At 74.0% G+C, this 21,874-nt stretch carries 19 protein-coding genes; 13 read left to right on the top strand and 6 right to left on the bottom strand.

The annotated features are described in order from the left end of the window. The 9 genes from Q8R60_06520 to Q8R60_06480 form a co-directional block, all read left to right on the top strand. On the top strand, nt 1–618 hold a 618-nt coding region (locus Q8R60_06520), incomplete at its 5' end, for a hypothetical protein (protein ID MDP3712124.1). A gap of 213 nt (nt 619–831) precedes the next feature. After that, nucleotides 832–2,346 (top strand): ABC transporter substrate-binding protein, encoded by a 1,515-nt coding sequence (locus Q8R60_06515; protein MDP3712123.1) that lies wholly within the window; start codon nt 832–834, stop codon nt 2,344–2,346. Further along, nucleotides 2,346–3,260, top strand: coding sequence for a branched-chain amino acid ABC transporter permease (locus Q8R60_06510; GenBank protein ID MDP3712122.1), 915 nt, complete (start codon nt 2,346–2,348; stop codon nt 3,258–3,260). Before Q8R60_06515 ends, Q8R60_06510 begins: the two co-directional genes overlap by 1 nt. After that, entirely contained in the window at nt 3,257–5,140 is a 1,884-nt protein-coding gene (locus tag Q8R60_06505) for a branched-chain amino acid ABC transporter ATP-binding protein/permease (protein MDP3712121.1), read from the top strand. Before Q8R60_06510 ends, Q8R60_06505 begins: the two co-directional genes overlap by 4 nt. After that, nucleotides 5,137–5,955, top strand: a complete 819-nt coding sequence (locus Q8R60_06500) for an ABC transporter ATP-binding protein (GenBank protein MDP3712120.1) — start codon at nt 5,137–5,139, stop codon at nt 5,953–5,955. Before Q8R60_06505 ends, Q8R60_06500 begins: the two co-directional genes overlap by 4 nt. Continuing rightward, on the top strand, nt 5,936–6,739 hold the full coding sequence (locus Q8R60_06495) for an alpha/beta hydrolase (GenBank protein MDP3712119.1): 804 nt from the start codon (nt 5,936–5,938) through the stop codon (nt 6,737–6,739). Before Q8R60_06500 ends, Q8R60_06495 begins: the two co-directional genes overlap by 20 nt. Further along, nucleotides 6,736–7,893: a helix-turn-helix domain-containing protein gene (locus tag Q8R60_06490; protein ID MDP3712118.1), complete on the top strand. Its 1,158-nt coding sequence runs from the start codon at nt 6,736–6,738 to the stop codon at nt 7,891–7,893. Before Q8R60_06495 ends, Q8R60_06490 begins: the two co-directional genes overlap by 4 nt. Beyond that, a complete protein-coding gene (locus tag Q8R60_06485; GenBank protein ID MDP3712117.1) occupies nt 7,890–9,488 on the top strand; it encodes a long-chain-fatty-acid--CoA ligase in 1,599 nt (532 codons plus the stop codon). The genes Q8R60_06490 and Q8R60_06485 overlap by 4 nt, the downstream gene beginning before the upstream one ends. Before the next feature lie 179 nt (nt 9,489–9,667). Next, the gene (locus Q8R60_06480; protein MDP3712116.1) at nt 9,668–10,381 is read left to right on the top strand and encodes an alpha/beta fold hydrolase; all 714 of its coding nucleotides are present in this window, start codon (nt 9,668–9,670) and stop codon (nt 10,379–10,381) included. 7 nt (nt 10,382–10,388) lie between these two features. Here Q8R60_06480 and Q8R60_06475 read toward each other — a convergent pair whose 3' ends face one another. After that, nucleotides 10,389–11,252: an RDD family protein gene (locus Q8R60_06475; GenBank protein ID MDP3712115.1), complete on the bottom strand. Its 864-nt coding sequence runs from the start codon at nt 11,250–11,252 to the stop codon at nt 10,389–10,391. 58 nt (nt 11,253–11,310) lie between these two features. On the opposite strand from Q8R60_06475, the gene Q8R60_06470 reads away from it, so the two are divergent. After that, complete coding sequence (locus Q8R60_06470; GenBank protein MDP3712114.1) at nt 11,311–12,312, top strand: stage II sporulation protein M; 1,002 nt, start codon at nt 11,311–11,313, stop codon at nt 12,310–12,312. A 236-nt stretch (nt 12,313–12,548) separates the two neighbouring features. On the opposite strand, the gene Q8R60_06465 is transcribed toward Q8R60_06470, so the two are convergent. The 5 genes from Q8R60_06465 to Q8R60_06445 form a co-directional block, all read right to left on the bottom strand. After that, nucleotides 12,549–13,841, bottom strand: a complete 1,293-nt coding sequence (locus Q8R60_06465; GenBank protein MDP3712113.1) for a DUF58 domain-containing protein — start codon at nt 13,839–13,841, stop codon at nt 12,549–12,551. Further along, on the bottom strand, nt 13,841–14,764 hold the full coding sequence (locus Q8R60_06460; protein MDP3712112.1) for a MoxR family ATPase: 924 nt from the start codon (nt 14,762–14,764) through the stop codon (nt 13,841–13,843). Before Q8R60_06460 ends, Q8R60_06465 begins: the two co-directional genes overlap by 1 nt. Before the next feature lie 77 nt (nt 14,765–14,841). After that, nucleotides 14,842–16,068 (bottom strand): DUF4350 domain-containing protein, encoded by a 1,227-nt coding sequence (locus tag Q8R60_06455; GenBank protein MDP3712111.1) that lies wholly within the window; start codon nt 16,066–16,068, stop codon nt 14,842–14,844. After that, a complete protein-coding gene (locus Q8R60_06450) occupies nt 16,065–16,715 on the bottom strand; it encodes a DUF4129 domain-containing protein (GenBank protein MDP3712110.1) in 651 nt (216 codons plus the stop codon). The genes Q8R60_06455 and Q8R60_06450 overlap by 4 nt, the downstream gene beginning before the upstream one ends. Continuing rightward, nucleotides 16,715–17,818, bottom strand: coding sequence for a hypothetical protein (locus Q8R60_06445; GenBank protein ID MDP3712109.1), 1,104 nt, complete (start codon nt 17,816–17,818; stop codon nt 16,715–16,717). Before Q8R60_06445 ends, Q8R60_06450 begins: the two co-directional genes overlap by 1 nt. Nucleotides 17,819–17,898: 80 nt before the next feature. On the opposite strand from Q8R60_06445, the gene mtrA reads away from it, so the two are divergent. The 3 genes from mtrA to Q8R60_06430 are packed head-to-tail and all read left to right on the top strand — an operon-like array spanning nt 17,899 to nt 21,853. Further along, nucleotides 17,899–18,627, top strand: a complete 729-nt coding sequence (gene mtrA / locus Q8R60_06440; protein MDP3712108.1) for an MtrAB system response regulator MtrA — start codon at nt 17,899–17,901, stop codon at nt 18,625–18,627. Further along, nucleotides 18,624–20,183 carry an MtrAB system histidine kinase MtrB gene (gene mtrB / locus Q8R60_06435; GenBank protein ID MDP3712107.1) on the top strand — a complete coding sequence of 520 codons (1,560 nt, stop codon included), beginning with the start codon at nt 18,624–18,626 and terminating at the stop codon, nt 20,181–20,183. The genes mtrA and mtrB overlap by 4 nt, the downstream gene beginning before the upstream one ends. Further along, nucleotides 20,180–21,853 (top strand): LpqB family beta-propeller domain-containing protein, encoded by a 1,674-nt coding sequence (locus tag Q8R60_06430; protein MDP3712106.1) that lies wholly within the window; start codon nt 20,180–20,182, stop codon nt 21,851–21,853. The genes mtrB and Q8R60_06430 overlap by 4 nt, the downstream gene beginning before the upstream one ends. Nucleotides 21,854–21,874: the final 21 nt, after the last annotated feature.

Genomic DNA, 21,874 nt, shown 5'->3' with positions numbered 1-21,874 from the left:
CTGGCGGCGATCCTGGCGGCGATCCTGGCGGCGATCCTGGCGGCGATCCTGGCGGCGATCCTGGCGGCGATCCTGGCGGCGATCCTGGCGGCGATCCTGGCGGCGATCCTGGCGGCGACCCACCCCGACCTCTTTGCTGCGGTCGCCCCGGTGGCCGGTTGCGCCTACCGGACGTGCGGCGACCCCGACGGCACGGCGGCCTTCGCCGCGATGGGGCCGCGCGCGCGCGTCGTCCCGACGCTGGTGGTGCAGGGCGGTGCCGACACGGTCAACAACGCGGCGATGGGCGCGTCCGCGGTCGGGCAGTGGCTCGCGACCAACGACCTCGCCGACGACGGGAGGGCCAACGGGTCGGTGCCCCTGCAGCCGTCGTCGGTCACGACCCACGACGCGGTCCTCGGCACGCCGCCGGGCGACCGGTGCGTCGGCAACAGCCGGCTCCCGTGCGGCGGCGGGGTGCTGGGACTCGCGAGCCACCCCTACACCGTCGCGCGCTACGACGTCGACGGTCGCTCGGTCGTCGAGGCAGTCGTCATCCACGGGGCGAACCACGCGATCACGGGCGGCGACCCGCGCGGGACCTTCGTGGACCCGGCGGGACCTCGATGGCCGAGCTGATGCACGCCTTCTTCGTCGAGCACCCGCGGCCCTGACGGTCAGAACACCAAGCCTGAGGCAGGAGGTACCCGCCAGGTGGCTCGTTGTTGTGAGATTCACAAGCGAGGGTCGGAGATTGCCCAGCCCTCACGGTAGGAATCCTGCGTGGAGGTGGCGAAACTCACAGGCTGACGGCAACCGCGACGACGCGGTCCCGCAACCCAGGAGTGACTCGTGCGCCGAAAGCCCCTCTCACGACCCGTACTCGTCCTCGCTGCGCTGGCCACCTCGCTGGTGGCCTGCTCCAGCGCGCCGGCTCCCCAGACCCTGGCGGGTGACGCCACCGGCGTGGGCCCGACCGGGACGGCGGGGACCACTGGGACGACGGGGACCACCGGCGGGACGCCCACGGGCCCCGGGACGACCGGCGCCGACGGCACGACGGGGACGTCGGGCACGAGCGGGACCTCCGGCACGACCCGCACCTCCAGCACGACGGGCACGACCGGGACCGCGGGGACCTCGGGTACGTCGGGGTCGACGACCGGTAGCGGCAGGTCGGGCACGACCGGTCCGGCCACCCGCTCGACGCTGTTCGCCCCCGACCAGGACCGCATCGGCATCACCGACACCTCGATCACGATGTGCGCCCACGCCGCCCTCACCTACGGCGCAGCCTTCAACACCGAGGCCGCGGACTTCAACGTCTTCTGGACCGCGCTCAACGAGGAGCAGGGCGGCGTCTACGGCCGCAAGGTCGCGGTGACCTACGAGAACGACAACTACACCGCGTCCGATGCGCTGGTGGCCGCCCGTGCCTGCCAGGCCAAGGGCATCTTCATGCTCATCGGCGGCATCGGCTTCGACCAGATCCCCGCGGTGCGCAACTACGTCGAGGAGCAGAAGTTGCTCTACCTGCACCACACCGCCACCATCAAGGGCACCGAGGGGCAGAAGTACTCCTTCACCGCACTGCCGACCGTCGAGCGGATGGGTGAGGGCTTCGCGCAGCTGGCCATCGAGAAGTTCCGCGGCAAGAAGATCGGCATCATCAAGCGCGACGGGCCCAACTGGGAGCCGGGCGTCGTGGCCTTCAAGGCCCTGGCCAAGCAGGCCGGGCTGCAGATCGTCGCCGAGCGGGCGGTGGCGGCCAGCAAGGCCAACTACACCGACGAGATCCTCGCGATGCGCAACGCCGGCGCCGAGGTCGTGTGGGGCTGGGAGAACGCCCTGACCTCCACTCAGATCCTGCTGCAGGCCAAGCGTCAGAACTACAGCCCCAACTGGATGCTGTTTCCGTTCAACCTCACCAGCCAGAACCTCGGCCAGGACGCGCTCTCGCCCCCCCTGGACGGTGTCGCGATGTACACCGCCTACAGCTTCGGCGACCGCGGCGGGAGCTTCTCGTCCTACGCCGACGACCTGGCGCTGTTCGAGAAGCAGTACGCGAAGTACCGCCCCAACGCCGACCTGCAGGGGCTTGGCGGAGACCTGCTCTTCCTCAACTGGCAGGGCCAGAAGGCGCTCTACGACATCTTCCTGGCGTGTGGCAAGGACTGCACCCGCAACCGCTTCGTCGACACCCTCACGACCTACAAGAAGCGGCCGACGAGCAGCGCCTGCGTCATCGACTTCACCCGCGGGGACCGCCAGCACGGCTCGGACCAGGTCGTCTTCATGCAGACCTACGCGAGCCCGTCGGGCAAGGTCAACTGGCGCAACACCAAGGCCTGCGTCGGGCCGGCCTGATGGGCCAGGTCCTCGTCCTCGGGCTCATCTCCGGGGGCATCTACGCGCTGTTCGCGCTCGGCGTCGTGCTGCTGCACCGCGGCACCGGTGTGCTGACCTTCGCCGGCGGCGAGATCGGCGCGGCCGGCGCGCTGCTGGCCGCGGTGCTCGTCACCCAGCAGGGGCTGCCGTGGGTGGTCGGCGCGGTCGTGGCGGTCACCTTCGGCGTGGTCCTCGGCTGCGTCTTCCAGCTGCTGGTCGTGCGCTTCATGAGCGACGCCGACAAGGTGGCCGTGAGCGTCGCGACGGTCGGGCTCGCGCTGTTCCTCCTCGCCGTCGAGATCCAGGTCTTCGGCGAGGAGCCGCAGCTGCTCAAGGATCCGGTCGACGGCGGCGTGATGCTGGCCGGCGTCTTCGTCACCTGGACCCAGATCGGCGGGCTCGCCCTCGCGGTCGCTCTCGGCTTCGGCCTGCAGGCCGTGCTGCGCCGCAGCGACTTCGGTCTCGGCATCCTCGCCTCCGCGCAGGACCCGACCGCGGTCCGGCTGGTCGGCGTCCCGCTGTCGCGGATCTCGCTGACCATCTGGGGGGCCGGCGCCGGGCTCGCCGTCCTCGCCTCGATCCTCGTCGCGCCGACGGTGACGAAGTTCGGCCCCGGCTACGCCACCGAGCTCTACGTCGTCGGTCTCGCTGCCGCGGTCATCGGTGGGCTCAACAGCCTGCCGGGCGCCGTCGTCGGCGGGGTGGTGCTGGGCGTCGCGGAGGCCGCCGCCGGTCGCTACCTCTCGGAGTACGGCATCCCGGGGCTGCGCTACGCCGTGGTCCTCGGGCTGCTGCTCGTCGCGCTGCTCGGACGCCAGCTCCTGCCCGATCTGCTCAAGCGGCTCGACGCCGTCGGCCGGCCGGCACCCCAGGCCCGCGAGGTGGGCGCATGACCACTGCCACCGGTCTGCTCGACCGCGCCCGTGTCGGCACGCTGCCGATCGTCAAGGTCCCCGGCATCGCGATCGCGGCCGTGCTCGCCGTCGTCCTGCCGCTCGGCCTCGACGGCCTCGGCCTGCTGTCCGACAAGAACGCGCTGCTTGCCTCGGCCGCCTGCTCCTTCGCGATCGCGGCCATCTCGCTCAACGTCCTCATGGGCTACGCCGGGCAGATCAGCCTCGGGCAGTTCGCCTTCGTCGGCGTGGGGGCCTTCACCACCGGCATCGTGACGAGCCCGGTGCAGCTGCGGCTGCCCTGGGTGGTCGGCCTCGCGGCCTCGGCGGCGGTCGGCGGCGTCATCGCGTTCCTCGTCGGCCTGCCGGCGCTGCGGCTGCGCGGCCTCTACCTCGCCATCGTCACCGTCGGCGTCGCCTACGTCGGATGGCAGACGGTCTTCCCGCTCGAGGACATCGGCGGCGGCTCCTCGGGCAAGGTCATCCCCAACCCCTACGTCGGGGGCAACCCCATCTCCAGTGACGCCGGCTTCCTGGTGCTCGCCGCGCTGCTGCTCGTCGCGGTCTGGCAGGTCGACGTCAACCTGGTGCGTTCCCGGCTCGGTCGCGCCTTCCGGGCGCTGAAGGCCGACGAGCAGGTGGCAGCGTCGTTCGGCATCGACGTGGCGCGCTTCAAGCTGCTCGCGTTCACCATCTCCGGGGCGATGGCCGGCGTCGCCGGCTGCGTCTACGGCACGGCCTACGGCACCGTCACCTCCAACGACTTCCCCTACGCCAAGAGCCTGCTGCTCGTGGTCATGGTCGTCATCGGCGGGCTCGGCAGCCGGTGGGGCGTCGTTCTCGCGGCGTTCTTCGCCTTCTTCCTGCCCGAGCTGCTCATCGGCGTCTTCGGGGCCGGCTTCCGCGGCTGGGACCTCGTGCTCAACGCCGCGTTGCTGATGTACACCCTCGCCGTCGAGCCGCACGGCTTCGCGGGGGCGGTCACCAAGACGCGCGAGAAGCGGGCGATCCGCAAGGGCGGCGAGCCGCCGCTGCCGCCGACCCGGCCCAGCCTGCCGGCGCTCACCCGGCCGACCGGACTGCCGGCGCCCCGCACGATCCGACCCGGCACCGCGGTGCTGGAGGTGTCCGACGTCAGCGTGCGCTTCGGTGGCCTGCAGGCCGTCGACAGCGCGGGCATCCGCGTCGACCGCGGCACCATCGTCGGGCTGATGGGGCCCAACGGCGCCGGCAAGACGACGCTGTTCAACGCCGTCACGGGAGCGCTCACCCCCGACAGCGGCCGCGTCGTCTTCCTCGGCGAGGACGTCAGCACGCTGCCGGCCCACGCCCGGGCGGCCCGCGGCATGGGTCGCACCTTCCAGCTGATCGGCCTCGCCAAGGACCTCTCGGTCTACGAGAACCTCCTCATGGCGCAGCACCTCGCCGCGCCCTACGGCGTGGTCTCGGCGCTCACCGGCCTCGGTCCGGTGCGCCACTGGGAGCGCGACCTGCGGGCCCGCGCCGACGAGACCCTCGACGGCCTGGGCTTCGGCCGCTACCGAGACACCGCGGTGGGCCGGCTCTCCCATGGCCAGCAGCGCATCGTCGAGATCGGCTGCGCGCTGGTCACCAGCCCCGAGCTCGTGATGCTCGACGAGCCGAGTGCCGGCATGAGCCCGGCCGCGGCCGAGGACCTCGCCGCGACCCTGCTCGACGTGCGCGACCAGCTCGGCCGCACCGTGCTGCTCATCGAGCACAACGTCCCGCTCGTGCTCGGCGTCGCCGACGAGCTCTACGTCATGGCTGCTGGGCAGGTGATCGCCGACGGCGAGCCGGTCGAGGTCGTGACCCGTCCCGAGGTCGTCACCGCCTACCTCGGTGGAGAGGTGCTCGCATGACAGTCGCCGCCCCCGTGCCCGTCCTCGAGCTCGTCGACATCACCGCCGGCTTCGGCGCCACGACGGTCCTGCACGGCATCTCCTTCAGCGTCCCGCAGGGCTCCATCGCCGGGGTCTTCGGCCTCAACGGCGCCGGCAAGTCGGTGACGATGAAGGCCATCGCCGGGGTCGTCCCGGCCCGCTCGGGTCAGGTCCTGCTCGACGGCGTCGACGTGACGAGGTTGAGCCCGGAGAAGCGGGTCGCGATGGGGATGGGCCACGTGCCGCAGGGCCGCCAGGTCTTCCCCCAGCTGACCGTCGAGGAGAACCTCCGGCTCGGCGCCTACACCCTGCGCCGCAAGGACAAGAAGCGCTACGGCCCGGCGCTCGACGGCGTCTACGACCGCTTCCCCGTGCTGCGCGAGCGCCGCTCGCAGGCCGCCGGGACGATGTCGGGCGGCCAGCAGGCCTCGCTCGCCGTCGCCCGTGCGCTCATCAACGAGCCGTCGCTCGTGCTCGTCGACGAGCCGAGCGCGGGCCTGTCGCCGGTCGCGCAGCTCGAGCTGCGCGAGGTCCTCGAGACCGTCAAGGCCACCGGCGTGACGATGGTGCTCGTCGAGCAGAACGTCGCCTTCGGCCTGTCGCTCGTCGACACCGCCCACCTGCTGCAGACCGGCACCGTCGTGCACTCCGCACCGGTCGACGAGCTCGACAGCAGCACGCTCGCGACCCACCTCGGCATCGGTCGGGTCCTGTCGGCCGCGACCGGCACCGCCCTCGGCAAGCGCCGGCAGTCGCCGACCACCGGAGGACCCCGTGCCCGTCGTAGCGCGTGAGGACGGCGCCGAGGTCTTCTGGGAGGCCACCGGCGCAGGGACCCCGGTGCTGCTCCTCATGGGGCTCGCCTACCCCGCTGCCATGTGGTTCCGCCAGGTCCCGGCTCTGGCTGAGCGACACCGCGTGATCGTCATGGACAACCGCGGTGCGGGTCACACCGGTGACGTCCCCGGCGCGCCCTACACGGTGGAGACGATGGCGGCCGACGCGCTCGCCGTCCTCGACGCGGCGGGCGAGGAGAGCGCCCACGTCGTCGGCATCTCGATGGGCGGCCTCATGGCGCAGGAGCTCGCGCTCTCGCACCGCGAGCGGGTGCGCAGTCTGGTGCTCATGGCGAGCCACCCCGGCATCGTCAACGCGACCGTGCCGCCGGCCGCGCTCGAGCTGTTGCAGAAGCGCGCGACGATGACCGCCGTCGAGGCCGCCGAGGCCTCGATCCCCGTCAACTACGCGCCGTCCACCGACCGGTCTCTCATCGAGGAGGACTGGGCGGTGCGGATGCCGCTCGCGGCCTCACCCGCGGGCTACCTCGCGCAGGGCGGCACCGCGCTGTGGAACCGCCTCGCCGAGCTCCCGACGGTCACGTCGCCGACGCTGGTCGTGCACGGTGCGCTCGACGGGCTGCTTCCGCCGGCCAACGGCGAGACGCTCGCCGACGCGATCCCCGACGCGAAGCTCGTCGTCGTCGACGACGCCAACCACGTCCTCACCACCGACCAGGCCGAGCGGGTCAACGCGCTGCTGCTCGAGTGGTTCGCCGACCGCGATGGCGCGCGCCCGTGACCGCGCTGCGCTCGGTCCCGAGCAGCGGACCGGCCGGCCTGGCCGCGCGGGTCCTCGCCGACCTCGACCCGCTGCTCGCGCGGATGGGCGCGGCCTACCGCTCGGAGATCGACGAGTACGCCGCGATGACCGACGCGCAGATGGTCGCCGACGTGCTGCCCGTGTCACGACGGCTGGTCGAGGTCTTCCTCGAGACCGTCGTCCACGACCGTCCGCTGCGGCCGCGCGAGCTGGCCGCTTTCGAGGCGTCCGGTCGCGACCGGCTCATGAGCGGCATCCCGCTCGAGTCCGTGCTGCACGCCTACCGCATCGCCGGGCGCGAGGCGTGGACGGCGCTGTGCGCCGCCGTGCAGCCCGGCGAGGAGGTCCTGCTCGCGAGCCTCGGCAGCCGCTGGATGGACACCGTCGACCGCACCTCGAGCGCGCTGGCCCGGGCCTACCTCGCCGCGAGCCACGAGCGGCTGCGCGACCTCGACGCTCGGCGTCGCGAGCTCGTCGAGGCGCTGCTCACGGCTGCTGACCCGAGCGAGGTCGCCGCGGTCAGCCTGCGCTTCTCGACCGTGCTCGCCCCGTCGTACGTCCCGGTGATCGTCGCCGGTGCGGGTGCGGCCGCCGGCATCGACGCGCTCCTCGCTGAGGCCCCCGCCGGGACGCTCGGCGGGCACCGCGGTGACCGCGTCCTGCTGCTGGTGCCGCAGCGCCTCGACCGGCCGGTCCAGCGCGCGGGCGCCCTGGTCGCCTGGGGCCGGGCCGCGACCTGTGGCGAGGCGCTGCTCGCGGAGGTGAGCTCGGTCGAGCAGCTGCTGTCGACCGCGGTCGCCGAGGGCCACCGCGAGGGCTCCTTCGGGCCCGATGACCTGCTCATCGAGCAGCTGCTGCTCGGCAACGACCGGGTCGCCGACGCGCTGCGCCGCCGGGTCGCTGACGTGCTGCTCGCCCGCGACGCCAGCGGCGTCCTCGTCACCACGCTGCGCGCCTACCTCGAGACCGGCTCGGTGCCGGAGACCGCGCGCCGCGAGGTCGTCCACGCCAACACCGTGTCCTACCGGCTCGGCCGGGTCCGCGACCTCACCGGGCTCGACGCCCGCATCCCCGTCGACGCTGCGCTGCTCGTGCTCGGCCTCGGCCTGCCCCAGGAGGAGCTGCCGTTGTGAAGGGCCTGATGGGGGCGCAGCCGCTGACCGTGGCGACGATCTTCGACCGGATGCGCACGGTCTACGCCGACGGCGAGGTCGTCGATGCGCTGCCGACCGGCAGCGTCCGCACGACCTACGGCGAGCTGTCCGAGCGGGTCCTGCGCTGGGTGACGGTCCTGCGCGACCTCGGCGTCGGACCGGGCGACCGCGTCGGTACCTTCGCCAACAACTCCAGCCGCCACGTCGAGCTCTACTACGCCGTGCCGCTGGTCGGCGCCGTGCTCCACATGGTCAACATCCGGCTCCACGACGACCAGCTCGAGTTCGTCGTCGCCGACGCCGACGACGTCGTCCTGCTCGTCGACGACGACCTCGTCCCGAGGCTCGCCGACGTCGCCGCGCGGATGCCGTCGGTGCGCTCGTTCGTCCGGCTGGGCAAGGGGTCCACGCCCGGCCTCGACGGGATCCTCGAGGGCGAGGAGCTGCTCGAGCAGGCCGCGCCGGCGGTCGACCTGCCGGAGCTGCGCGAGGACGACGCCTGCGGGATGTGCCACACCTCCGGCACGACCGGCATGCCGAAGGCGGTCGTCTACACCCACCGCTCGACCTACCTCCATGCGATGGCGGCGTGCATGGTCGACCACCTCGCGCTGTCGGAGCGCGACCGCGTGCTCCCCGTCGTACCCCTGTTCCACGCCTGCGGCTGGGGGCTGCCCTACGCCGCCCCCTTCACCGGAGCCGAGCTGGTGCTCGCCGGCGCCGACACCTCACCCGACAACCTCGCGCGCATCATCGAGACCGAGCGGGTGACGTGGGCTGCGGGCGTCCCGACGATCTGGACCGCGATGCTGGCCGTCGCCGAGGGCCACGACCTGTCGTCGCTGCGCACGATCGGCGTCGGCGGGTCTGCGACGCCGCGCGCGCTGATGTCGGCGTACGACGAGCTGGGCACGACGATCCTGCAGATCTGGGGCATGACCGAGACGTCGCCGGTCGCCTGCGTGTCGCGACCGCGGCGCCGTCACCGCGGGCTGTCCGACGCCGAGCTGCTCGAGGTGCGGCTGCGGACCGGCACGATCTTCGCCGGGCTCGAGGCCCGCATCACCGACCCCGACACCGGTTCGGTGCTGCCGTGGGACGGCGCGTCTGTCGGCGAGCTCGAGTGCCGCGGCCCGTGGGTCGCGACCGACTACCACCGCAGCGCGCCCGACCGCTTCCGCGACGGGTGGCTGCGCACCGGTGACATGGCCCTCATGGAGCCCGACGGCGTCTTCAAGATCGTCGACAGGAGCAAGGACCTCGTGAAGTCCGGCGGCGAGTGGATCTCGTCGGTGGAGCTCGAGGGAGAGGTGCTGGCCCACCCGGCCGTCCGCGAGGCGGCGGTCGTCGGGATTCCCAGCACCCGGTGGGACGAGCGGCCCGTCGTGGTCGCCTCGCTCCACCACGGCACGACGCTCTCGCTCACCCAGCTGCGGGAGTTCCTGACAGGGAGAGTGGCCAAGTGGTGGTTGCCGGACGAGCTCGTGGTGGTAGACGAGGTGGCCAAGACCTCGGTCGGCAAGTACGACAAGAAGGAGCTGCGCGCGCAGCTCTCGCACTTGTCGCTGCCGTAGTCCTGCTCGGGACGGCGCTGCCGGCCGACGCGACGCCCAAACCGGAGCGCACCCCACCGCAGAAGGCCGCGCCGGCGAAGTTCGCCAAGGACGTCCCGGCGCTCATCGACTCCGAGTGGAAGTGGCGGATCGGCGGCTTCGGCGGGGTCAAGCGGCGGGCGCCCCTCAAGCACGTACCCGTGATCCTCGTGCACGGGAACAACGTCGACCACGCCGACTGGTACCCCGTCCGCGACGACTTCCGGGCGGCCGGCTGGAGCGACCAGGAGCTGTGGGCGCTGTCCTACGCCGGGCTCGGTGGCAGCAACGGCACCGCGCTGCAGCGCACCAACCCGCAGCGCGACGCCGAGCACTCCGAGGAGGGCAAGGACGCCACGACCTACATCACCGAGAACGACGTCAACGTCGCCGACCTCGAGCGCTTCATCAGGATGGTCCAGTCCTACACCGGCACCAAGCGCTTCTCGATCGTCGGGCACTCCCTCGGGGTCACGCTGGCCCGCGAGACCCTGCGGGTGCACCCGTCGCTCCGCAAGGACCTCGTCGCCTTCGTCGGCATCGCGGGCGCCAACCACGGCACCGGCTTCTGCCCGCCCGGCAGCGAGGGCAACGTCGTGTCCTGCGACGAGATCGCGGCCGGCACGCCCTGGCTCGACCGGCTCAACAAGGCCGGCGAGACCTACGGCCCGGCGAAGTGGATGACCATCTACGACGGGACCGGTGCGGGTGACCCGGCGTACCCCGGGGTCACCTACGCGCAGTCACCGCGGCTGGAGGGCGCCGACAACCGGCAGTACGCCGGGAAGTACCACAACGACCTGCGCCTCGACCCGGCGATCGTCACGGTCTACCGGCAGTTCCTGGAGGCCGCGGAGAAGGGCGTCCGCCGCTGAGCCGCTGCTACTGGGGCAGCGCGAAGCCGGTGTCCGACGGCGGGTGCGGAGTCGGTGGCGCGGTCGGTGTGAGGGTCGGTGTGAGGGTCGGTGTGGGGGCGGTCTCGCGGGGGGCCGGGGTGTAGCCGCTCTGGCGCGCCTCCTCGCGGCGGCGGCGCTCGGCGAGGACAGCCGACAGCACCGCCCAGCCCGGGGTGCCCGGGGGCGGCGGGGGAGAGGTGACGGCCAGCACCGTCGCGACGAGCTGACTGCCCAGGGTCGCGCGGGCCGCGTCGGTGAGCTGGCTGCTGCGCGCGACGAACTGCCGCACCGACAGCAGCAGCGGCTCAGGGACACCGGCGAGGTCGAGCGTCTCGGCCCAGGCCGTGAGCTGCGGCGGCATCGTCGCGACCGGTCCGCGGGTGACCGCGACCCGCTCCTGCAGGACCATCGTGCCGGCGAGCAGGTCGCCGAGGCGCTTGCCGCGTTCGTTGAGCAGGCTCGTGACGACCGCGACCAGGCCGAAGGTGAAGCCCGGCTTCTCGACGAACAACCCGACGAGGCCGCGGACGAAGGACTGCCGGAACGCGACCGGGCCGCCGTCGTCGCGGACGACCCGCAGGCCGAGCGCGGCCTTGCCGGGGGTGCGGCCGCGGAACAGCGTCTCGCAGGCGACCGGCACGCCGAGGAAGACCAGGACGAACGACGTGATCGTCAGCGCCGCGGTGGCCGCGCTGGAGGAGCTGACCCCGACCGCCAGGAAGACCGCGGCGACGGCGGTGTAGAGCACGCCGAGGATGACCAGGTCGATGCCCGAGGCGAGCAGCCGCGAGGGCAACCCGGCCGGGCGGAGGTCCAGTGCGACGGCCTCACCGGTGACCAGCTGCGACACCCTGCCTGCTCCCTTGCTCGCACCGACATGACCGCAGTCCTGACCGTAGTCTGCCGAGGTGGACCTGGACCTGTTCGTCGCCGCCCACCGCGCCGAGTGGCAGCGCCTCGAGCGCCTGGTCCGCACCGCGCGGTCGCCCCGCCGGCTGTCCGGCGCCGAGGTCGACGAGCTGGTCGAGCTTTACCAGCGGGTCGCGACCCACCTGTCGACGGTGCAGAGCACGAGCCGTGACCCTGCGCTGGTCGGTCGGCTCTCCTCGCTGGTCGCCGAGGCCCGCGGTGCCGTCGCCGGCGGTCGCCGGTCGACCTTCGCCGACGTCGCCCGCTTCCTGCGCGTCGACTTCCCCGCGGTGCTCTACCGCACCCGCTGGTGGTGGCTCGGCGTCACCGCCGCCTTCCTCGTCGTGTCGTTCGCGATCGGTGCCTACGTCGCGGCCAACCCCGACGTGCAGGGTGCCCTCGCGCCGCCGGAGGCCGTGAAGCAGCTCGTCGAGGAGGACTTCGAGGACTACTACTCCTCGGCTCCCGCGCAGGACTTCGCGGCCCGGGTCTTCACCAACAACGCCTTCATCGCCGCGGCCTGCATCGTCGTCGGAGTGCTGACCCTGCCGGTCGTCTACATCGTCTTCCAGAACGCCGCGGGCGTCGGCGTCACCGGCGGCTTCATGGCGGCCAACGACCGGCTCGACCTGTTCTTCGGCCTCATCACCCCGCACGGTCTGCTGGAGCTCACCGCGGTCTTCATCGCCGCGGGCCTCGGTCTCAAGCTGGGCTGGACCCTGATCGACCCGGGGGATCGAACTCGTTCGGATGCCCTGGCCGAGGAGGGTCGGGCGCTGGTCGTCGGGGCGCTGGGCACGGCGCTGCTGCTGTTCGTCAGCGGCCTCATCGAGGGCTTCGTGACGCCGAGCGGGCTGCCCACCTGGGGGCGCATCGCGATCGGGGTCGTCGCGGAGGTGCTGCTGCTGCTGTGGGTCTTCGTCCTCGGTCGCCGGGCCTACCGCGCCGGGGTGACCGGTGACCTCGAGCTCGCGCTGCGCGGCGACGTCCTCCCCACCTGACGACGGCCCCCGCCCCGCCCTCCCCGCAGCCCCGCCTGGGATGTGGCGATCATCCATGCGGGCGCGTGCGGGCTTGATCGCCACATCTGCGAGGTGGTGCGCGGTCGCGGCCGGCCGGCCGTCTTGTCCGGCCCGGATGTGGCGATCATCCGCGCGGGCGCGTGGGTGCCTGATCGCCACATCCCGCGGGGGACGGGGGGCGACCGGCTGATCGCCACATCCCGCGAGGGGCGGCGCTACAGGCGGCCGGCGGCCTTGAGGGCGAGGTAGGCGTCGGCGACCGCGGGGGCGAAGGACTCGGGCGGGGCGTCGACGACCTCGACCCCGCGGCGGCGCAGCAGGCCGGTGATGCGCCGGCGCTCCGCGCGCGCCCGCTCGGCAGCGGCAGCGTCGTACACCGCCCGGGTGTCGCCGCGGGACGCGGCCATCTGCTCGACCCGTGGGTCGCCGACCGAGGCGAGCACGACGGTGTGGCGGGTCGTCAGCGACGCGAGGACCGGCAGCAGCCCGGCCTCGAGCGGCGCCGCGTCGAGGGTCGTGAAGAGCACGACGAGCGAGCGGCGGCGGCTGCGGCGCAGCACCTCGGAGACGACCCGGCGGCCGTCGGTCTCGACCAGTGACGGCTCGAGGCCGGCCATCGCGTCGACGAGGCGTGACAGCAGCTCCTCGCGGCCGGCGCCCTCGACGGCGGCCTTGACGTCGCGGTCCATGGCGAGCAGGTCGACGCGGTCGCCGGCCCGGGAGGCGAGCGCGGCGAGCAGCAGCGCGGCGTCGAGGGCGGCGTCGAGGCGCGGCACGTCGCCGACGCGGCCCGCAGAGGTGCGGCCGCTGTCGACCACCAGCAGCACCCGGCGGTCGCGTTCGGGGCGCCAGGTGCGGACGACGACCTCGGAGCGGCGGGCGGTGGCGCGCCAGTCGATGGAGCGGACGTCGTCGCCGGGGACGTACTCGCGCAGCGCGTCGAACTCCGTGCCCTGCCCCCTGACCCGCGCGGCGACGAGACCGTCGAGCTGGCGCAGCCGCGCGAGCCGCTCGGGAAGGTGGATGCGCGAGGCGAAGGGCGGCTGGACCCGGACCCGCCACGGCACCTCGTGGCGACCCTGGCGGGCCGCGACGCCGAGCGGCCCGACGGAGCGCACCGTGATGCGGTCGGGCAGCCGGTCGCCGCGCCGGGTCGGGGTGAGGGCGACCGGCAGGACGCGCCGCTCACCCGGAGGTACGTCGAGGACGTGCGTGCGCGGCGTCGCGCCCGCCGATGGCACCCAGGCGTCGCGCAGCACCCCGCGCAGCCGCCGGCCGCTGGTGTTGGTCACCGTCAGCGGCACCTCGACGGTCGTGCCGAGCCGGCATGACGTCGCCCCGCCGCGCACCAGCCGCAGCGCCGACACCGGCACCGCGAGGACGACGTCGACGATCACCAGCAGGAGGAGCACGACGACGACCACCGGCACCGCGCGGTAGGTCTCCGCGAGAGCGACGGGCAGGACGGCGAGCAGCGCCAGCAGCGCCGCGCGCCCGGTGAGGGCCACTAGCGGGGGACGGGCACCGCGGCGAGGACGCCGTCGAGGACGCCGTCGGAGGTGACGCCCTCGAGCTCGGCCTCGGGGCGCAGCGAGACGCGGTGGCGCAGCGTCGGGCGGGCGAGCGCCTTCACGTCGTCGGGCGTGAGGTAGTCGCGGCCGGACAGCCACGCCCACGCCTTGGAGGTGTTGAGCAGGGCGACGGCACCGCGGGGCGAGACACCGAGCGACAGCGACGGCGAGGTGCGGGTGGCCCGGCAGACGTCGACGACGTAGCCCATCACCTCGGGACTGACCGACACGGCCTGGACACCGCGGCGACCGGCGGCGAGCTGGGCCGGGCCGGCGACCGGGGTGAGGCCCGACAGGTCGCGCGGGTCGAAGCCGGAGTCGTGGGCCGCGAGGACCGAGACCTCGTCCTCGCGGGAGGGCAGCGAGACCGTGAGCTTGAGCAGGAAGCGGTCGAGCTGGGCCTCGGGCAGCGGGTAGGTGCCTTCGTACTCCACGGGGTTCTGCGTCGCGCAGACGAGGAACGGGTCGGGCAGCGGGCGGGGGTGGCCGTCGACGGAGACCTGCCGCTCCTCCATCGCCTCGAGCAGCGACGCCTGGGTCTTCGGGGGCGTGCGGTTGATCTCGTCGGCGAGCAGCAGGTTGGTGAAGACCGGGCCCTCGCGGAAGGAGAAGGCCGCGGTGCGGGTGTCGTAGACCAGCGAGCCGGTGATGTCGCCGGGCATCAGGTCAGGGGTGAACTGCACCCGGGTCGTGTCGAGCGACAGCGACGCGGCGAGCGCGCGCACGAGCAGCGTCTTCGCCACCCCGGGCACGCCCTCGAGCAGGACGTGACCGCGGCAGAGCAGGGCGATGACGAGGCCGGTGACGGTCGCGTCCTGGCCGATGACGGCCTTGCCGACCTCCTTGCGCAGGGCGACCAGCGCCTCGCGGGCGGCTCCCTCGTCGACGGTGCCGGCGGTCGTGCGGCGGCGGGCTGGGGCCTTCTTCGCGGGTGCCGTCACGGACCGGCCACCTCCCGGGTCGTGGGTGTGCGGGGCAGGGCGACGCCGCCCAGGGATGCGGAGAGGAGGGCGTCGAGGTCGTCGGCGAGCCGCACGAGAGCGGTGTCGTCGACCGGAGCCGCACCGTACAGGAGCGCGTCGACCCCGGCCGGGTCGCGGCCCGCGCGGGCGGCGGCGGTCGCGACCAGGCTGTCGCGGCCAGTGTCGGGTGGCAGCCCCAGCCGGGTGACCAGGCGGTGCCGGGTGCCGGCCCGCAGCGACTCCGCGGCGGCCTCACGCGCACCGGCGGCCTCGTAGAGACGGCTGCGTCCCTCGACCGCCTCGGCAGCGCGTACGACGACAGGCAGCGGCTCGACGACGACCCGGCCGAGGCGGCGTGCGCGCCACAGGGCGAGGACCGTGAAGGCCAGGGCGAGGGCGAGCGCGGCGGCGCGCACGCTCATGTCGAGCAGGCTCCACAGCGGCCGGCCAGTGCCCTCCTCGCTGAGGACGGTCGGCCCGGGGACGACCCAGTGCACGACGTCGCCGGTGCCGATCACGCCGAGGCCGAGGGCGGCCGCGCCCGCGTCGCCGAGCCCGTCGTTGGTGAGGAAGGTGCCGCTGCCGAGCAGCGTGACGCGCTGCTCGGGTAGCCGCACCAGCGTCGCGGCGCCTCCCGAGGCGTAGCACCCGGTCGCGCCGCTGCCCGGGCCCGGGCGGTAGCGCTCCCCGCCGATCTCGACCTCACCCGCCGCGACAGCTGCCGGCAGGTCGCAGGCCGGCGCGCGCCGGTCGTCGTCGGCCGTGCCGACGGTGTCCGTGGGGATGCCCAGCCGGTCGAGCACGTCGCTCTCTGCGCCCACGAGGACGAGGTCGGCGCTGGCGGCGAGCGCGCCTTCCAGCGCCTCGAGGTCGTCTCTGGTCAGCTCGTCGGGGCGGGCGACCACGACGACGTCGCCGCTCCTGGCGAACAGCTCCGCGGTGCCCTCGAGCCGACGGACGGTGACGCCCTCGTCCTCGAGCAGCACCCGCAGGGCGCGGGCGCCGTCGGGCTGGTAGCTGTCCGGGTCGAGCAGGCCCGAGGCGCCGGTCGCCCGGACCGCCGCGGTCAGGGCGCCGGCGAGGACGAGCAGCACGAGCAGCGCGATCGGCCCGCGGGCGCTGCGGGCCACCGACCGCGCGGTCGGCCCGGTCGCGGTCGCGGCGTCGGTCGGGCTGGCGGGGGGCGTGTCGAGGACGGTCACGCGACCACCAGCCGGGCGCGGGTGACGGCGTCGTCGCAGCCGACCATCACGGCGTAGGTCGCGGCGTCGGCCGTGCGCCCGCCGTAGCAGACCTCGTCGAAGGTCCGGGCGGCCACGCGCAGGTCGTCGGCGACCCCGGGCACGGCCGCCCCGCCGTCGCGGGCCACCTCGCCGGCGGTCCTGCCCGGACGCGTGTCGAGCACCCCGCGGGCCTCGAGCTCGCGCACCAGCGCGCGCATCCGCTCGCGCACCGCGTCGGTGTACCTGCCCTCGCTCGCGGCGCTGTCGGCGAGCGCGCGGTGCTGGGCCGCAGTGAGGACCGCGCCGCCGTCGAAGAGCGCGTCGCTGCGCGCGCCGCGCAGGACGGGCCGGAGCTTGACGAGGACGAGCGCGACCGCCGCGGCGGCGATGAGCAGCGCGAGGAGGACGCCGGCCCGTCCGCCCGGGACGTTGCCGGCGGCGCGGCTGATGAGGTCGAGCACCTCGCGGACGAGTCGGCCCAGCAGACGCTGCCACAGCGGCGGGCGGGCCTCCTGGTACTCCGGGCGGGACAGCTCGTCGCGCGCCGCCTCGCGCGTGTCGTCGCGGTCGAGGGAGTCGACGTCGACCTCGGTGACCGCCCCGAGCAGGAGCTGCAGCACGAGCATCAGGTCGTGGCGCTGCTCGCCTGCAGGGCGACGTCGAGGCCCTCGGCGCGCATCCGGCGGTCGACGTAGAGCAGGGCGCGCACGCCCGACTCGAAGGGCGCGACGAGGGCCTGCGCGATGCCGCCGCCGATCGCGGCGGGCAGGACGTAGCCCAGGCTCGACGGGTCGACCTCGCCGGTGAGGAAGGCGCTGCCGCTGCTCAGCACGCCGAAGGGCAGCTGCAGCACCGAGCTGACCACCTGCACGATGACGAAGGTGAGCAGCAGGATGCCGAAGACCCGCCACCAGGAGCGGCGCACGAGCACGCCGGAGCGGCGCATCGACTCGACGATCCCGCAGCGCTCGAGGACCATCGCTGCTGGTGCGAGGGAGAGCCGCACGTAGGCGTAGGCGGCGAGGGCGACGGCCCCGATCCCGAGCGGCACGGCCACGACGACGCCCGCGACGCCGCCTACGGCACCGAGGCCGATCGCGATGGCGACGCCGATGCCGAGCGTCGCGAAGACGATCAGCCCGGTGAGCAGCGCGAGCCCGACGAGGCGCAGGACGAACGGCTTCACGGCCGTCCACGCCTCGCCGAAGCTCATCGGCTGGCCGAGCACGGCGCGGCCCACGACCGCGGTGATGACCCCCGCCAGCACGACGGTCGCGAGGCCGGCGATGACGGCCGTGGCGAGGCCACCGGCGAGCAGCCCGCCGACCTCGGCGTCGAACTCGGCGGTGGTGCCGCTCGAGCCCGAGGTGTCGAGGTCGGCGAAGGGGGCGAAGGCGGTCAGCAGGAACAGCGCGTTGACGACGCTCATGACGACCGCGATGAGCGCCGACAGGCCGAGCGTCGGTCGGGGGTAGCGGCGTACGACCTGGACGGTGCCGTCGAGCAGCTCGCCGAGGCCGAGGGGTCGCAGCGGGATCACGCCGGGGCGCGGCTCGGGCGGGCGCGGTGCGCCCCACGCCGGCTGACCCGGGGCGGTCGGCTGGGCCCCCCACCCGGTCGGCTGGGCGCCCCATCCGGGTGGTGCCTGCCACTCCGCCGCCGGCGGCGGGGTCGGTGCTGAGGGGGGCGGGCCGGACGGCGCGGACCAGCCGTCGGTCGGCTCGGACATGCAGGCTCCTCCACGGTGCCGACCGGCGGCGCCGGCTGGTCGCCTCATCGTTCCACGGCCCGGTGGCCCGAGGTGCGAGCATGGGGTCGGCACGGTCGGCAGCGGAAGGGTGGTCGCAGGTGAGGTCTCGGGTCCTGGTCGTCGACGACGACCCGGCGCTGTCGGAGATGCTCGGCATCGTCTTGCGCAACGAGGGCTTCGACACCTCTTTCGTCGCCGACGGTGACGCCGCCCTCGGGACGTTCCGCCGCGAGAAGCCCGACGTCGTCCTGCTCGACCTGATGCTGCCCGGCACGGACGGACTCGAGGTGTGCCGGCAGATCCGCGCCGAGAGCGGCGTGCCGATCGTCATGCTCACCGCGAAGAGCGACACCCCCGACGTGGTGGCGGGCCTCGAGTGCGGCGCGGACGACTACGTCGTCAAGCCCTTCAAGCCCAAGGAGCTCGTCGCCCGGGTGCGCGCCCGGCTGCGGGTCCGCGAGGACCCGGGCAGCGAGGTGCTGTCGATCGGTCCGACGGACGACCCGGTGACCATCGACCTCCAGGGCCACGAGGTGCGCCGCGGCGAGGCCCTGCTCCAGCTGACCCCGCTCGAGTTCGACCTGCTCGTCGCGCTGGCCCGCGAGCCGCGCCGGGTCTTCACCCGCGAGGTGCTGCTCGAGCAGGTCTGGCACTACCGCCACCCCGCCGACACCCGGCTGGTCAACGTCCACGTCCAGCGGCTGCGCGCCAAGGTCGAGCGCGACCCGGAGAACCCACGGGTGGTGCTCACGGTCCGCGGGGTCGGCTATCGCGCGGGGTCGTCCTGACCGGAGCTCGCGGGCTGCTCGCCCGGGCCGGTCAGCGCTGGCGCAGCTCGCTGCAGACCCGCGTCGTGCTCACCACCCTGCTCGTCAGTGGCGTCGTGCTGCTGCTGCTCGCCAGCCTGCTCATCGGGCAGGTCGGCTCGGGCCTGGTCGACGCGAAGGCCCGCTCGGCCGTGAGCGAGGCGCAGGCCGGCCTCAGCGTCGCGCAGGCGCAGGTCGACACCTCGCTCGCCGCCAGTCGCGACCCGTCGGCGACGCGCGAGGTCCTGTCCCGCATCGGTGACGAGCTGACCGTCCGCGGATCCGCGGGCGACCTCTACCGCGTGCTGCTCGACGGCGTCGCGCCGGGGACCTTCGCCTTCGCCTCCGCCCGGGTCACCGAGCAGGACGTGCCCCCCGAGCTCGTGGAGGCGCTCGACGCAGGGGGTACGGCGTACGTCTTCGCCGACGTCCCCACGGCCCAGGGCAGGGGGCCGGGCATCGTGGTTGGAGGCGTGCTCGCGACTGGGCCGGCGCTCGGTGAGTACCGGCTCTACCACTTCTTCCCCCTCACCGCGGAGGAGGAGACCCTCGGTCTGGTACGACGCACCGCCGCTGTCGCCGGCCTGCTCCTCGTCGTGCTGCTGGTCCTCATCGCCGCCCTCGTGACCCGGCAGGTCGTCACGCCGGTGCGTCAGGCGGCGACCATCGCGGAGCACTTCGCGGCCGGTCGGCTCGACGAGCGGATGCCGGTGCACGGCGAGGACGAGCTCGCGCAGCTCGGCTCGACCTTCAACAGCATGGCGGAGGCGCTGCAGCGCCAGATCCAACTGCTCGAGGACCTGTCACGCGTGCAGCGCCGTTTCGTGTCCGACGTCTCCCACGAGCTGCGCACCCCCCTGACGACGGTGCGGATGGCCGCCGACGTGCTCCACGAGGCGCGGCACGACTTCACGGACGGGACCGCCCGCTCGGCGGAGCTGCTCCAGCTCGAGCTGGACCGCTTCGAGCGGCTGCTCATCGACCTGCTCGAGATCAGCCGCTACGACGCGGGCGCTGCGGCGCTGTCGCAGGAGCAGGTCGATCTGGCGGCGCTCGTCCGCCGGGCCGTGGTGTCCGTCGAGCCGCTGGCGGCCGCGTCGGGCTCGTCGTTCGACCTGCGCGGTGTGCCGACCACGCAGGTCCCGGTGGAGCTCGACACGGTGCGCGTGGAGCGGGTGCTGCGCAACCTGCTCGTCAACGCCGTCGAGCACGGCGAGGGCCGGCCCGTGACCATCGAGCTCGGGGCCGCGGACGACGCGGTCGCCGTCGTCGTGCGCGACGAGGGCATCGGGCTGCGTCCCGGCGAGAGCAACCTGGTCTTCACCCGCTTCTGGCGCGCCGACCCCTCACGGGCCCGCACGACCGGGGGCACCGGGCTCGGTCTCGCGATCTCCTACGAGGACGTGCGGTTGCACGGCGGGTGGCTCCACGCGTGGGGCGAGCCGGGTCGTGGGGCGGCCTTCCGGATGACCCTGCCGCGGCAGTCGGGCGGGGCGCTGGTCGTCAGCCCGCTGCCCCTCGAGCCGGTGCGCGCATGAGGGCGCGCTGGGTCGCCGCGGTGGTGCTCCTGGCCGGTTGTGGGCTGCCGTTGGACGAGGGCGTGCAGCGGCCCGGGCCGGCGGTGGAGCGGGCCGCCCAGCCCGGGGGCGTCGACGTCCTGCCGCCCGGTCCCGGCGTCGACGCCGACGCGCTCGCCGTCGTCGCCGGGTTCGTCGACGCGCAGAGCAGCCCGAAGGACGGCCACGCGATCGCGCGTCAGTTCCTCGCAGACGGCGTCACGTGGGACGACACCGAGGCCCGCGTCTTCGAGGCTCGGCAGAACGCCGTCGAGCAGCGCGGCAGTGGTGACACCACGGTCGTCACCGTGACCTACCGCCTGCTCGGTCAGGTCCGGGCGGACCAGACGTGGGTCTCCGAGCCCCGCAGCGAGACGGCTGCCTACCGCCTGCGGCGCAGCGGGACGACGTGGCGGCTCGTGGAGGTCCCACCCGGGCTGCACCTGTCGGTGCGCGACCGCGCCCGTTCCTTCCGTGCGCGCTCGGTCCACTTCCTGGCGGCGGCCTCCACAACCGGTCGGCTCGTCGCCGAGCCGGTCTTCCAGCCGGCCACGGCCGAGCCTGCTCAGGCCCTGGTCGAGCGACTGCTGCGGGGTCCCTCGGCCGAGCTCGCACCGGCCGTCCGCAGCGCGGTGCCCCCGGGCACCCGGCTGCGGTCACGGGTCGAGCGCGACGGCGGCACGGTCGTGGTGGACCTCGACGGATCGGTCCAGCAGCTGGGCGAGGCAGAGCGCCGACAGCTGTCCGCCCAGCTGGTGTGGACGTTGCGCGAGCTCGAGGGCTTCACGACCCTGCGGCTGCGCGCCGGTGGTGCCCCGCTGGTCGTGGACGGCGTGATCGAGCAGTCCCGCGACGCGTGGGACGAGGTCGCACCCGACGGGCTGGCGGCGCAGCCTCCGCTGCTGTTCGCGGCGGGTGGCGAGCTGCGCTCCATCGCCGCGGGCACGACGGCCGCGACGCTCGTGCCCGGCCAGCCGCCCGCGGTCGACGACGTCGCCGTGAGCCCGGTGGGTGAGCTCGTCGCGGTCCTGACCCGGACCGCCGCAGGGACCGTGGTGAGCACCGGCCCGCTGGCCGGCCCCTACACGCGCCGGGCTCTGGTCGGGCCCGCAACATCCCCGACCTGGGGGAGTGGTGAGCGCGGGCTGTTCCTGGCCGATCGCGGGCGGGTCAGGCTGCTGCGGCTCGCCGACCAGGCGATCGTCGAGGTCCCGGTCGAAGGGACCGGTGCGGTGACGTCGCTCGCCATGAGCCGAGACGGCGCGCGGGTGGCGCTCGTCCGCGACGGCGACCTGCTCGTCGGCCGGGTCGAGCTCGCGGACACCGGTCTGCGGATCGCGGGCCTGCGCCGGGTGGCACCCGCCCTCGTCGACGTCCTCGACGTCGCCTGGGCCGACGCGACGGGTCTGGCCGTGCTGGCCCGACGGGGCGCAGCACCGGGGCGGATCCCCTTCGCGGTCGAGGTCGACGGCTCCGCGGTCGCGGCCGACACCCGCATTGGCATCAGTCGCGAGCCGACCGCGGTCGCCGCGGCCCCCGGCCAGCCGCTGACCGTGGCTGCGGGCGGACCCGACCGGCCGGCGCTGTTCCGCGACGGCGGTCCGTTCTTCGAGCCTGGTCCCGCCGGACGGGTGCCGGTCTACCCGGGCTGACCGACTGTCCACAGGTCCTCG

The organism is Mycobacteriales bacterium, from assembly GCA_030697205.1.
Lineage (GTDB): Bacteria > Actinomycetota > Actinomycetes > Mycobacteriales > SCTD01 > JAUYQP01.
The sequence above is the reverse complement of the archived record's forward strand: the minus strand, read 5'-3'. Positions and strand labels throughout refer to the sequence as shown.